This is a genomic window from Photobacterium sp. BZF1, from assembly GCF_014349205.1.
In the GTDB taxonomy this organism is placed as follows: Bacteria; Pseudomonadota; Gammaproteobacteria; order Enterobacterales; family Vibrionaceae; genus Photobacterium.
The window spans coordinates 1-12,274 of sequence record NZ_JACSOF010000178.1 but is presented as its reverse complement, the minus strand read 5'-3'; the positions used below and the strand labels follow the sequence as shown (position 1 = coordinate 12,274).

Here is a 12,274-nt window from a genome sequence, read left to right as displayed (position 1 = left end):
GGAAACGCCATAAACACCATCACCGCCAGTAATACCTCGATCATCTCGGTGGAGCCGATCAGCGGGCTACTGAAGAAGAAGCGCCCGACAACATCAACAAAGGTGATCACCATCATTAGCATCAGGCTGAGAGCAGCAAGGGCCTCCAACCCTCGCCGAATCGCCTTGGAAAGTCTTGAGCAACTCATAACTTACAGTCCTTGTTCAAGCTCTTGGTAGAAGTAGTTGTAGGCCGCTTCGCCGTCGATCTTGCGTTGTTTGGCCGACTTGTACCACTTGTTAACCAATGGCTCGGTCGATTTTTTCAAATCAGCCACCATCTCAGCGGAGGCTGGGGTGAAGGTGTGACCATTGGCAATAGCAGCTTCGTAGCCGACGTTGTCCATGTCATCCCACATCTTGCCGAACAAGCGAGAGAGCTTTTCGCCGGAGACATTGCGGATCGCTTCCTGATCGGCTTTTGATAAACCTGATAGCGTGTCGCGGTTCATCACGATGGCAAAACTGCCGCGGAAGATGCCGCCAGGATAAACCGTTGTATTGTCAGCAACTTCAGCCAAGCGGAATGAGGCTAACGATTCGTATGGTAGATAAGTGCCGTCGACCACGCCTTGCGAAATCGATTCATAGACTTTGGTGGTTGGTGTAAACACCGGGGTTACCTTCATGTCCTTGGCGATATCAGAGATCACCCCGCCACCGACACGCAGTTTTTTGCCTCTGATATCATCCAGTGACGAGACGGGACCTTTGGTGATCAACTGGCCCGGTCCGTTGACACTCAGCGCCAAGACCTCAACCCCACGGTGCTCGCGGCCTTTCTTCAGGTAAGCCTCATAGGTCCGCCAATAAGCTTGGGAAATCAGCTCGGAGCTGGCGTAGTCTGAAAAGGTTGGAATTTCTGGCAGTTGGGTGAGCTTGAAACGCCCTGCCTTATGGCCATGGTAAATCCAGGTCACTTCACCGATGCCATCGGTAACGACATCAATTTGGGTTTGCGGAGGGGCAAGGTCATATTCCACCTTTACCGTTACGCGGCCTTCAGTGGCCTCTTCAACCCATTCCCCCCACGTCGGCCAGACAACTTTGTTGATACCGTGGTTTGGTGAGCCCCAGGTACTTATCTTGATAGTTTTTTCAGGGGCGGCCTGCACGGTATAGGTAGAAAACATCATTAGTGCAGCGGTAGTCATGGAGGCAATTTTGGTTACACGCATAACAGGATTCCTTTAGTTATGGATGATGAGTAGTGCTCACTGGGTGAGTCGTTATTGGACTTTAGTTAACATATTAACTAATTCGTGATAAAGCAAAGGGGTTGTTAATAAAATGTGTTAATTTCCTGTTGCTTTGTTAACTGGATCAATGATTCGAAAATAAAATCACTCCCGAGATTATTTTCCTGCCTGTTTGATTAATGACCAGTCTGTAAATACCTCCCTTTAATGTGATCTTGCTAGCATTCTGGATGTAACACGATTTGCATGACAAATATGAAAATATCAATATTCTAATTTATGTTCTTGTTTTATTTGATTTTACTCTTCTTTTGATGAATGCCTGGACATTAGTTAACATATTAACTAATGTATTTAACATGTTAATTAGTTGCTAATTGCTTTCCCTGACAGCATGACCGTAGACAAGGGACGTTGGCAATCAGTCAGCCAGAAAAAAGGAATGCGAAATGTTAACGGAAGATCAAATCCATGTAGCGGCAGAGCGGTTGTATAAAGCAGAGAAAGGACGGGAGCAGATCCCGGCATTGACCCTAGACTACCCAGAGATGAGTATGGATGACGCCTACCGTATTCAGAGCCGTTGGGTGGAGCGAAAAATCCGTGAAGGGGCTGAAGTAAAAGGTTACAAAATCGGTCTGACATCACGGGCGATGCAGATGGCGGTCAATATTGACCAGCCAGATTACGGCGTATTGCTTGATGACATGTTTTTTCCTGACGGTGCCCAAATTCCCGCAGATGATTTTCTCGACCCGCGTATCGAGGTAGAGCTGGCCTTTATTCTCAAGGATAAGCTCGAAGGCGACAACATCACTATTTTCGATGTGCTTAATGCGACTGACTATGTAGTACCGGCACTGGAGCTGATTGCAGCCCGTTGTCACCGTACCGACCCGCAATCTGGCTACACCCGTAAGGTGTACGACACTATCGCTGATAATGCCGCCAACGCCGGGATCATCCTAGGCGGCCGTCCTATCAAACCGACCGAGCTCGACCTGCGCTGGGCTGGGGCCATGCTTTATCTCAATGGCCAAATCGAAGAAACCGGCCTCGCCGCCGGTGTGTTGGGCCATCCTGCCAATGGCATTTGCTGGGTGTGCAAGCGCTTTGCACCACACGGTGTCTCGCTAGAACCGGGACAGGTGATCTTGGCTGGCTCCTTTACCCGTCCGGTGGCGGTGAAAGCCGGTGACAGTATCCATGCTGACTTCGGCCCGCTTGGCGGCATCTCGGTTAAGTTTGTTTAGGGGGAAGCTAATGAGTAATCAACTCTCTACTAACGTATTCAAGCATGCCCTCAAGCAAGACGCACCGCTATGGGGGCTTTGGCTTGGCCTACCTGATACCAGCTGTGCAGAAATTTGCGGCGGCAGTGGTTTCGATTGGGTATTGATCGATGGTGAGCATGCGTCGTTCGACCTTACAGGCATCAAGTATCACTTGCAGGCGCTAGCGCCGCACCCGACATCGGCCATTGTACGGGCCGAAGATGGCAACCCGACACTGCTAAAACGCTTATTGGATATCGGTGCCCAGTCCCTGTTAGTGCCTATGGTCAACAACGCCGAGCAGGCCCAGCAGGTGGTGCAGTCTGTCTATTACCCGCCAATGGGGCAGCGTGGCATCGGCAGTGCGCTGGCAAGGGCTTCGCAGTGGAACCGTATCCCCAACTATTTGCATCAGGCCAATGAAGAAATTTGCCTGCTGGTACAAGTGGAAACGGTCGAGGCGATTGAAAATATCGAGGCCATTGCGGCAGTGGAAGGGATTGATGGCATTTTTATCGGGCCGTCGGATCTCAGCGGCTCGATGGGACATATCGGCAACCCGGGACATCCGGATGTGGTGGCGGCTATCGACCATGCCATTGAGGTGATAAACCGTGCCGGCAAAGCCGTGGGTATTTTGTCCCTGAACCCGACGCAGGCGAAAGGGTATGTCGAACAAGGGGTGAAGTTCATCGGTGCTGGGGTAGACACTCTGTTACTGCGTCAGGGCGCAGAAGGGCTAGTCAAGACATTAAAAGATAAGGACAGCGACACTGGCACTAAAGCGGCTGCAGTTGCCAACGTGTACTAAGAATCGCGGGGTTGAAAAGGAAGATATGGAAAAGATGTTTAAAGGCAAAGTGGTGTGTGTTGCGCTCAACGATAGCGAGCAACGCCAAATGATGGCCGGGCAGTTTAACGAGCCGCCTTACAAGGCACCACCGACACAGCCGGTGCTGTATTTCAAGCCAAGGAATACCTGGAACAATGAATCGGAAGCAGTGGCTTGGCCTGCGAATAGCGACGAGTTTGTTGTTGGTGCTAGCTTGGCGGTAATTATCGGCAAGACTTGCTGCCGGGTGCCTGAGCAGCAGGCACTGGAGTATGTCGAAGGGGTTGCCCTGCTGCATGACTTCTCCTTACCGGAAACCAGCTATTACCGCCCGGATATCAAGGGCAAGTGCCTGGATGGCTCGGCGACTTTGTCATCTCCCGTCACGCTTTCTGATGTCGGCGAGTTATCAGAGTTGGTAGTTACGACTATGGTCAATGGCCAGCCAGCACAGCAGTTGCCACTTTCTCGCCTTTACTGGGATGTCCCGGCACTGCTGGAGCGAATTTCCCACATCATGACACTAGAAGCCGGCGATATTATCGCTGTCGGGTTTGCCGGGGAGCGTATCGCATTGCAGCCCTATGACAAGGTGTCGTCCTCTTTAGGTCAGTCAATCCGTTTACAAAACACAGTGGGAGGCCAGTACGCATGAAGCGCGCCAGAGTGGAATACAAAGGAAAAGTGTTGGAAGTCATCGTCAATTTTGAAGGCGATCTGGTGACTGCATGTGGCGAGGTACTGCCATCCCAAGCAGTAAAATGGTTATGCCCAGTGGAGAATCCGGGGACGATTTTTGCCCTTGGCTTGAACTACGCCGACCATGCATCGGAGCTGGCGTTCGAGCCGCCGAAAGAGCCGCTGGTATTCCTAAAGGGCGGTAACACCCTGACCGGCCACCTGCAGCCTTCCTACCGCCCGGATGATATCGAGTTTATGCACTATGAGTGTGAGCTGGTGGCCGTCATTGGCAAAAGTGGCAAGAACATCAAACGCGAAGAGGCGCTGGACTATGTAGCCGGCTATACCATCTGCAATGACTACGCGATCCGTGATTACCTCGAGAACTACTACCGCCCGAACCTAAGGGTGAAGAGCCGTGACTCCCTGTGCCCTATCGGTCCTTGGATTGTCGATACAGCCGATATTGCCGATGTGAGCAATCTGGCACTGGAAACCCGGGTGAATGGCGAGTTGACCCAGCAGGGCACGACCGCCGATATGATTTTCGATATTCCGTTTTTGATTGAGTACCTCAGCAGCTTCATGACGCTCAATGAAGGGGATCTGATTGCCACTGGGACACCGAAAGGGTTGAAGGATATCCAGCCGGGTGATGTGGTGAGCTGCTCGATTGAGGGGATCGGCACACTGGAAAACCCGGTGCTTTCAGAGAAGGCCTTCTATGGTGAACTGACTGACTAGCCTGTTACCCAAGCCAATAACAAGATTTAGGGAAGAAAATTATGACTCAGCAACTCGATACCAACATCAACAAGGCCAACAGCTATTTAGCCCGATTCAAGAACCAAACCCTGGGCCATTATATCAATGGCGAATGGACACTGGGCTCGGAGGGGGAAACCTTCGATAACCTGACGCCAACCGACAATACCTCGTTGGGCAAAGTGGTCAAAGGCTCGGCAGAAGATGTTAACCAAGCATGTTTGGCTGCCGAAAAAGCTTTTACTGAGTGGGCGGCAATCTCCGGGGCTGAGCGCCGTAAGATCTTGCACAGGCTGGCAGATAAAATCGAAGAGCGCGCCGAAGAGATTGCCTTGGTGGAATCTATGGACTGCGGCCAGCCGCTGCGCTTCATGCGCCAGGCTGCGGTACGTGGCGCAGCTAACTTCCGTTTTTTTGCCGACAAATCGCCTGAAGCTAAAAATGGCCTGTCATTGCATCAGGACAACCACACCAACTACACCATCCGTACGCCGATTGGCCCTGTTGGCGTTATTACGCCGTGGAATACCCCATTTATGCTGTCGACCTGGAAGATTGCACCAGCGCTGGCAGCAGGCTGTACTGTGGTTCACAAACCAGCGGAGTTCAGTCCGTTAACTGCAGCTATTTTGGCTGAGTGTGCCGAAGAGGCAGGTTTGCCTGCTGGGGTCTGGAACATGATAAATGGTTTTGGTGAGGTCGCGGGCAAGGCACTGACCGAGCATAAGGCTATCAAGGCGGTGGCGTTTGTCGGCGAGACAGTCACCGGTTCGATGATTCAGGCTCAGGGCGCACCGACGCTTAAGCGTGTTCACTTCGAATTAGGCGGCAAGAACCCGGTGATTGTGTTTGATGATGCCGACTTCGACCGCGCCTTGGATGCGGTGGTCTTTATGATTTACAGCCTCAACGGCCAGCGCTGTACCAGCTCTAGCCGCTTGCTTATACAGTCAGGCATCAAGCCAAAATTCATCGAAGCCCTCAAGCAACGCGTCGAGAACCTGCAAGTTGGCCACCCGCTGGATCCACAAACCGAAGTCGGCCCCTTGGTTCACCAGTCTCACTACAACAAAGTATTGAGCTACATGGACTTTGCCGAGCAGGATGGGGCAACCATCGCGGTCGGTGGCCGCGCGTTGCCAGAAATGGGTAACGGTAACTACCTAACGCCGACTTTGTTTACCGAAGCGGACAACACCATGCGTGTGGCCAAGGAAGAGATCTTTGGCCCGGTGCTGACGGCTATCGAATTCGACACGGAACAGCTGGCGCTGCAAATTGCCAACGATACTGACTACGGCCTGTCGGGCTATATCTGGACCCGTGATACCGGTCGGGCAATGCGCATGGCAACCCATGTCGAAGCGGGGATGATCTGGGTGAACTCGGAAAACAACCGCAACCTGCCGTCGCCGTTTGGTGGGGTGAAGATGTCCGGCGTTGGCCGTGATGGCGGTGACTGGAGCTTCGACTTCTACATGGAAACCAAAAATATCTGTATTGCCCACGATACCCATAACGTGCCTTCTTTAGGCAAATAAGAAATTAGATACATTGTGTGATTAGGGAACCCCGGCCTGGCTAGGTGCCGGGGCCCTTTGTAAGAGGAGAAGGATAATGCCTCATTTCATCATGGAATATTCAGCGAATCTGGAACAAGACGTTGATATCCCAGCCTTGATGCGAGTGATCCATCGCGAGGCGATTGAGACTGGCGTGTTCCCCAAAGGTGGGATCCGTACCCGGGCAATCCGTTGTGATCATGTGTTGATCGCCGACGAAGATCCGGAAAATAGCTTTATCCATTTGACCGCCAAGGTCGGTGTTGGGCGGGACATGGACACCTTGAAGGCCGCTGCCGATAGGGTGTTCGACGTGTTTAGCCAATATCTGGCCCCGACCTTTGAAAAACGTTACCTGAGTGTCGGCTTTGAGATGACCGAGCTTCATCCGGTGCTCAATTACCGCAAGAACAATATTCACCAGAAACTGGCGAAACAAGGACAGTAGCCATGGGGCAGGCTTGGACGCACTTCCAATATGTCTTTTCCACCATCATGCCGGTGTTCCTGATGATAGGGTTAGGTTATCTCGCGTTCCGCCGTGGGATCTTGCCGCAGAATGGGCACAAGGCGCTGGCGGCCTTTGTGTTCAATTTTGGTTTGCCGGCTGCCATCTTCAGTGCCCTGAGTACCAAATCGTTAGGGGAAGTGTGGCATACCGACTATATCTTGGCCTACACCCTAGGGTCGTTGGTGGCATTCGGTTTGGTCTTTACCTATGCCATCTGGATGCTTCGTAGGACACCGGTCGAGAGTGTGGTGCTGGGGTTAGGGGGCAGCTTCTCCAACAGCTTGCTGATTGGGTTTCCGATCATCTTTTTCCTGTTTGATACCCCGGCGTTGATCCCATTTTCCCTCACTTTGATTGTCGAGAACCTGATCATGCTGCCTTTGCTGCTTGGTTTGGCCGATATGGCGGATAACGACAGCGGGACCAACCTCAAGGGAAAAATGAAAGAAACCGCGCTCAACCTGGCAAAGAACCCAATTGTGCTTTCGATTGTATTGGGGTTGGCGTGCTCGGCGATGTCACTACACCCACCACAGGCGGCTGAACGCATTATTGATATGTTGGCCAGCACAGTCACCGGAGTGGCTCTGTTCACTATTGGTGGCGGCTTGGTAGGTGTGAGCGTATCGGGTATGAAGCGGGAAATCGGTACCGTGATGTTTGCCAAGCTGCTGATCCACCCGCTGTCGATTTTGGTCATGTTGCTGGTGGTATTCCAGCTTGATCCGATGATGAGTGCGGTAGGAGTGATTCTGGCCAGTGTGCCGATGTTCGGCGTGTATGCCGTGATTGGCCAGCGTTACCAGATGGGGGGATTGTGTTCTGCGGTGCTGCTGCCGACCACCTTGTTTGGCATGTTAACGGTAAGCGCGTTTACCACCCTTGCACTGATACTGTTTTGATTTGAATTTTTGATTATTAGCCCACCAAGGGCATGACCAATAACTGAAACTGACGTCCGCTACCGACAGGATGTGATTGAGAAAAGGAATCTATTATGGGCAAACTCTGTGTTGCAGCAAAAATTACTCACGTACCGACCATGATTATGTCCGAGCAGCCAGGTAAGCTGCACGGCTGTCGCAAGGCTGCTATTGATGGGCACAAGCAGATTGCCCAGCTTGCCAAGGATCTGGACGTCGATACCATTGTCGTGCTCGATACCCATTGGCTGGTTAATGCCGGCTACCATATCAATGCCAACCAGCAATTCACCGGTAATTACACCAGCCACGAATTCCCGCATTTTATCCAGAACCTAGAGTATCAATATTACGGTAATGCTGAACTCGGCAACCGCATTGCGGACAAAGCGACCGATAAAGGGGTCTTTACCCTTTCCCATCAGGTCGAGTCGCTGGATCTCGAATATGGCACCTTGGTGCCGATGCGCTACATGAACGAAGACAGTCACTTCAAGGTGGTATCGGTTGCTGCGTGGTGCTCGGTACACAGCATTGAGTCATCCCGTATCCTCGGTGAGGCAATCCGCGAAGCGATTGAGGAGAGCGATAGCAGGGTGATGCTGCTGGCCTCGGGTTCGTTGTCCCACCGTATCTGGGATAACGATGACTATGCCGCCAACAATGGCACTTTCACTATCTCCAAAGAGTTCAACCGCCAGGTCGACCTGAGAGTGTTGGATCTGTGGCAGAGCCGTGACTACAAAACCTTCTTGGACATGTTGCCGGACTATGCGGCGCTGTGCTCTGGCGAAGGCGGTATGCATGACACCGCGATGTTGTTTGGCGCATTGGGCTGGGATAAGTACGAGGGCAAAGCAGAGATTGTGACCGAATACTTCCCAAGCTCCGGTACCGGGCAGGTAAACGTATTGTTCGAGGTAACGGAATAATGGGGGGGCAGATGGAATTGCAGGCTGATTTGCAAATAAATTTGAATAATCCGGCGCTGTTCAAACAGCAAGGCTATATCGGTGGTGAATGGTCTGATGCAGTAGATGGCCAGACTACGGAGATTACCAACCCATCGACTCAGGATGTGATCGGCCATGTACCCTACATGGGCGAGAAAGAGGCCGCGCAGTGTGTCGACATTGCCCAGCAGGCGTTTGAGCAGTGGAAGCAGACCACGGCGGATCATCGCTCGGTGGTGCTACGCCGTTGGTATGATTTGATTGTTGAAAATACTGAGGATCTGGCGAGGATCCTGACCACCGAGCAAGGCAAGCCGTTTGCCGAAGCCAAGGGAGAGATCGCTTATGCTGCCAGCTTTGTGCTGTGGTACAGCGAAGAAGCCAAGCGAGCCTATGGCGAGGTGATCCCAAGCCACAAAACCGATGGCAAAATCGTGGTAACCAAAGAGCCCATCGGTGTAGTTGCGGCCATAACCCCTTGGAACTTCCCGGCGGCGATGATCACCCGCAAATGTGCCCCGGCCTTCGCTGCGGGCTGCGCGGTGATACTGAAACCGGCACCGGAAACCCCGTTTACCGCGTTGGCATTGGCCGAATTGGCAGAGCAGGCGGGATTGCCAGCCGGGTTGCTCAATGTGATCACCGGTGATGCGATAGCTATCGGTGGCGTGCTGACCGCACATAAGAAGGTACGCAAGGTCTCCTTTACCGGCTCGACCAATGTCGGCAAGATCCTGATGAACCAGTCGGCAGCCACTATAAAGAAAATGGGACTGGAGCTTGGCGGCAATGCGCCGTTTATTGTGTTTGACGATGCCGATATCGATGCGGCAGTCGATGGTGCCATGATTGCCAAGTTCCGCAATGCCGGCCAGACTTGCGTCTGTGCCAACCGGATCTTTGTCCATGATGCGGTATACGATGAGTTTGCGAAAAAGCTTGCCGCCCGGGTTGCCAACCTCACTGTCGGCGACGGGTTTGCCGACGGGGTCGAAATTGGTCCGATGATCAATAGCGGTGCGGTCGAGAAAGTGCGTAGCCATATTGATGATGCCCTTGCCAAAGGGGCGAAGGTACTGTGCGGTAACCTCGCCGAGCAAAAAGGTTTGTTTGTCCAACCGCATGTTATGGTGGATGTGACAGACGAGATGCTGGTGGCGGGCGAAGAAACCTTCGGTCCACTGGCACCTTTGTTCCGCTTCAGCTCGGAACAGGAAGTGGTCGAGCGCGCCAACAATACCGATTCAGGCTTGGCCGCCTACCTCTATACCCGTTCACTGGGCCGCGCTTGGCGGGTAGGCGAAGCGCTGGAAAGTGGTATGGTGGGTATCAACGAAGGTTTGATTTCCACTGCAGCAGCGCCTTTCGGCGGCGTTAAAGAGTCCGGCCTTGGCCGTGAAGGCTCCCGCCACGGTATGGAAGACTACCTGGAGATGAAGTACCTGTTTATGGGGGGGCTGGAATAAAGATGTACTACATAGTGCTGGAAGACGGTGAGCTGATCTTACTTTGAGCAAATCTTAGATAGAAAAACACCACGAACAGGTCGTTGTCCGTGGTGTTTTCTATTGGGCAAATGCCAAACCTACCTAGTTGATTTTTTCACATACCGTTCGTTCCAGTTTGACGTCATACATCTCTAGCAGTTTGACGTAATCGCCGCTTTGGCACATTTCCTTGAGCTTTTTGTTGAATGCATCTTTGACCGCCTTGTCTTTGAAGCTTGCTTTGAATTCCGTCACCGGTGGGAAAAGGCTATGGTATTCGACACTGTCGATTGACTGTTTCATTGCCTTGCTGAAGAATTCGAAAATGCTGCGGTCGATAACTATCACTTGCTTGTCCGCTTTCCAGAACTGGGCAACCTGTTGGGCTTGATCGCCGAACTCATGGTAGTTGGAGCGGTATTCTGACCCCGGAGAGAAAAGGGCTTTGAAGTCGTCACCCAATTCAAGGTAGGCGTTTTGCCAAGCCAGTACCGGATGGTTTTTGAGGTCGTCGATAGCATCAATCGCCAAATCATCGCTATTTTTGCTGATGGCGAAGTTGACGAAAGTAATAAGGTGGTCAGAATAGAAAATCTCACCGCCATCTACCAAGACGCCAATCGCGACATCGGCTTTTTTGTCTTGGACTGCGTTTTGAACATCGCTAAGCGGCATCTGGACAAACTCCAGTTCGTACTCATCCAATGCCTGCCTGACAATATCCACTTCAAGGCCTTCACTGCCGTTATCCATCACATAAGGTGGCATATCAGTCGATATAGCGACGGTGAGTTTTCCTTGCTCGGCATGAAGGTGGACGACAGCAAACAGTGCTGAGCTATATATCGCCAGCCTCATGGGGATCAGATAGCGAGGCTTTAATTTGGCATTAATCATCGTGCAAGACCTCAGGCAGCAAAAAACGCAAAAAGGTATTTCAAGTTTAACAGCAGAGGAAAAACCTGCCGCTAAGAGAACGCTTTTGTCGCAAATCCTGACACTCTTGTTGGCAATTCTATAACATGCCCATAGCCCATTTTATAGAGGTTTATTCATATGTGTGACCAATGTAATTGAAGCAATGAACAAAAATGGCAAACTCCAGCGAGCAGCACAGCTATTGATAAATAGAGAGTGTGTATTTTCGAGCCCGCTTTGAGAGCCCACCATGTCACTAGAAGAAATACAGAAAAAAATGCATAACGGCGAAGTCTATTTTTCGCATGAACAAGCATTGGTTGATGAACAAACCCAGTGTCTTGAGTTGTTGTACGACTATAACCAAACGCGCCCTTCAGAGGCCAAAAAGCGCGAAGAAATTTTGCAGAACTTCTTTGCCGAGATGGGCGAAAATTGCTATTTCGAGCCGCCGTTACGGGCTAATTGGGGCAAGCACACTTACATTGGCAAGCAAGTGTACGCCAACTTCAACCTTACTCTGGTTGACGACACCACTATACGTATTGGCGACTATGTCATGCTTGCGCCGAACGTTACAATCGCTACTGCAGGGCACCCCATTGAGCCTTCTTTGAGAAAGAAAGTCGGGCAATTCAACATGCCGGTGACGATTGGCAATAATGTATGGATTGGGGCAAATTCGGTGGTGTTGCCGGGTGTGACCATTGGTGACAACAGCGTGATTGGTGCAGGCAGCGTGGTGACTAAAGATATCCCTGCCAACGTGGTTGCGGTTGGCAACCCTTGTAAAGTAATGCGGGAAATCGGCAAGCGAGATAAGCAGTGTTACTACAAAGACCTGCAGTTCAGCGCCGAAGTCAGCGCTATGATCGAGCCGTAAGGCACCGATTAAAATAAAAAAGCAGTGGAATAACCACTGCTTTTTCTTCAAAACTAATTAGCCTCTAGCCTCTAGCCTCTAGCCTCTAGCCTCTAGCCTCTAGCCTCTAGCCTCTAGCCTCTAGCCTCTAGCCTCTAGCCTCTAGCCTCTGAAGTGACCCCCTAAAAGTAGACACCTCTTTATTAGGAATAAGAGGTGTTTATATGAAAGTTGTTACTAGACGAAGCTTTACCGACGAATTCAAGCT

General features: G+C 51.5%; 13 protein-coding genes. 10 read left to right on the top strand and 3 right to left on the bottom strand.

The genetic code is table 11. The features are described from left to right. Positions 1 to 188, bottom strand: a 188-nt coding sequence (locus BIZ37_RS26615; protein WP_187464089.1) for a TRAP transporter small permease subunit, incomplete at its 3' end; no start/stop codon positions are given. A 3-nt stretch (positions 189 to 191) separates the two neighbouring features. Continuing rightward, a complete protein-coding gene (locus BIZ37_RS26610) occupies positions 192 to 1,217 on the bottom strand; it encodes a TRAP transporter substrate-binding protein (protein ID WP_187464088.1) in 1,026 nt (341 codons plus the stop codon). Between the two features lie 470 nt (positions 1,218 to 1,687). Between BIZ37_RS26610 and hpaH the strand changes: the two genes are divergently transcribed. The 9 genes from hpaH (at position 1,688) to BIZ37_RS26565 (ending at position 10,205) form a co-directional block, all read left to right on the top strand. Continuing rightward, the gene (gene hpaH / locus BIZ37_RS26605; RefSeq protein ID WP_107299500.1) at positions 1,688 to 2,491 is read left to right on the top strand and encodes a 2-oxo-hept-4-ene-1,7-dioate hydratase; all 804 of its coding nucleotides are present in this window, start codon (positions 1,688 to 1,690) and stop codon (positions 2,489 to 2,491) included. Between the two features lie 10 nt (positions 2,492 to 2,501). After that, on the top strand, positions 2,502 to 3,323 hold the full coding sequence (gene hpaI / locus BIZ37_RS26600; protein ID WP_222939843.1) for a 4-hydroxy-2-oxoheptanedioate aldolase: 822 nt from the start codon (positions 2,502 to 2,504) through the stop codon (positions 3,321 to 3,323). Positions 3,324 to 3,348: 25 nt separating this feature from the next. Then, positions 3,349 to 3,999 (top strand): fumarylacetoacetate hydrolase family protein, encoded by a 651-nt coding sequence (locus BIZ37_RS26595; protein WP_187464087.1) that lies wholly within the window; start codon positions 3,349 to 3,351, stop codon positions 3,997 to 3,999. Next, entirely contained in the window at positions 3,996 to 4,769 is a 774-nt protein-coding gene (locus tag BIZ37_RS26590; protein ID WP_187464086.1) for a fumarylacetoacetate hydrolase family protein, read from the top strand. Before BIZ37_RS26595 ends, BIZ37_RS26590 begins: the two co-directional genes overlap by 4 nt. Before the next feature lie 41 nt (positions 4,770 to 4,810). Beyond that, positions 4,811 to 6,331 (top strand): 5-carboxymethyl-2-hydroxymuconate semialdehyde dehydrogenase, encoded by a 1,521-nt coding sequence (hpaE, locus tag BIZ37_RS26585; protein WP_187464085.1) that lies wholly within the window; start codon positions 4,811 to 4,813, stop codon positions 6,329 to 6,331. Between the two features lie 76 nt (positions 6,332 to 6,407). Further along, positions 6,408 to 6,800, top strand: coding sequence for a 5-carboxymethyl-2-hydroxymuconate Delta-isomerase (locus BIZ37_RS26580; protein WP_107299505.1), 393 nt, complete (start codon positions 6,408 to 6,410; stop codon positions 6,798 to 6,800). 2 nt (positions 6,801 to 6,802) lie between these two features. After that, positions 6,803 to 7,765 carry an AEC family transporter gene (locus tag BIZ37_RS26575; protein WP_187464084.1) on the top strand — a complete coding sequence of 321 codons (963 nt, stop codon included), beginning with the start codon at positions 6,803 to 6,805 and terminating at the stop codon, positions 7,763 to 7,765. Positions 7,766 to 7,860: 95 nt separating this feature from the next. Beyond that, positions 7,861 to 8,718 carry a 3,4-dihydroxyphenylacetate 2,3-dioxygenase gene (gene hpaD, locus BIZ37_RS26570; RefSeq protein ID WP_107299507.1) on the top strand — a complete coding sequence of 286 codons (858 nt, stop codon included), beginning with the start codon at positions 7,861 to 7,863 and terminating at the stop codon, positions 8,716 to 8,718. Positions 8,719 to 8,753: 35 nt separating this feature from the next. Next, complete coding sequence (locus BIZ37_RS26565) at positions 8,754 to 10,205, top strand: NAD-dependent succinate-semialdehyde dehydrogenase (protein ID WP_187464091.1); 1,452 nt, start codon at positions 8,754 to 8,756, stop codon at positions 10,203 to 10,205. A 123-nt stretch (positions 10,206 to 10,328) separates the two neighbouring features. On the opposite strand, the gene BIZ37_RS26560 is transcribed toward BIZ37_RS26565, so the two are convergent. Next, positions 10,329 to 11,123 carry a transporter substrate-binding domain-containing protein gene (locus BIZ37_RS26560; RefSeq protein ID WP_187464083.1) on the bottom strand — a complete coding sequence of 265 codons (795 nt, stop codon included), beginning with the start codon at positions 11,121 to 11,123 and terminating at the stop codon, positions 10,329 to 10,331. Between the two features lie 271 nt (positions 11,124 to 11,394). Between BIZ37_RS26560 and BIZ37_RS26555 the strand changes: the two genes are divergently transcribed. Beyond that, a complete protein-coding gene (locus BIZ37_RS26555) occupies positions 11,395 to 12,027 on the top strand; it encodes a sugar O-acetyltransferase (RefSeq protein ID WP_222939841.1) in 633 nt (210 codons plus the stop codon). Positions 12,028 to 12,274 lie beyond the last annotated feature (247 nt).

Bases quoted from the DNA above. Each gene is read 5' to 3' on its own strand.
- BIZ37_RS26575 (WP_187464084.1), top strand. From the start codon at position 6,803: ATGGGGCAGGCTTGGACGCACTTCCAATATGTCTTTTCCACCATCATG.
- BIZ37_RS26555 (WP_222939841.1), top strand. From the start codon at position 11,395: ATGTCACTAGAAGAAATACAGAAAAAAATGCATAACGGCGAAGTCTAT.
- hpaH (WP_107299500.1), top strand. From the start codon at position 1,688: ATGTTAACGGAAGATCAAATCCATGTAGCGGCAGAGCGGTTGTATAAA.
- BIZ37_RS26560 (WP_187464083.1), bottom strand. From the start codon at position 11,123: ATGATTAATGCCAAATTAAAGCCTCGCTATCTGATCCCCATGAGGCTG.
- hpaI (WP_222939843.1), top strand. From the start codon at position 2,502: ATGAGTAATCAACTCTCTACTAACGTATTCAAGCATGCCCTCAAGCAA.
- BIZ37_RS26610 (WP_187464088.1), bottom strand. From the start codon at position 1,217: ATGCGTGTAACCAAAATTGCCTCCATGACTACCGCTGCACTAATGATG.
- BIZ37_RS26595 (WP_187464087.1), top strand. From the start codon at position 3,349: ATGGAAAAGATGTTTAAAGGCAAAGTGGTGTGTGTTGCGCTCAACGAT.
- hpaE (WP_187464085.1), top strand. From the start codon at position 4,811: ATGACTCAGCAACTCGATACCAACATCAACAAGGCCAACAGCTATTTA.
- BIZ37_RS26590 (WP_187464086.1), top strand. From the start codon at position 3,996: ATGAAGCGCGCCAGAGTGGAATACAAAGGAAAAGTGTTGGAAGTCATC.
- BIZ37_RS26580 (WP_107299505.1), top strand. From the start codon at position 6,408: ATGCCTCATTTCATCATGGAATATTCAGCGAATCTGGAACAAGACGTT.
- hpaD (WP_107299507.1), top strand. From the start codon at position 7,861: ATGGGCAAACTCTGTGTTGCAGCAAAAATTACTCACGTACCGACCATG.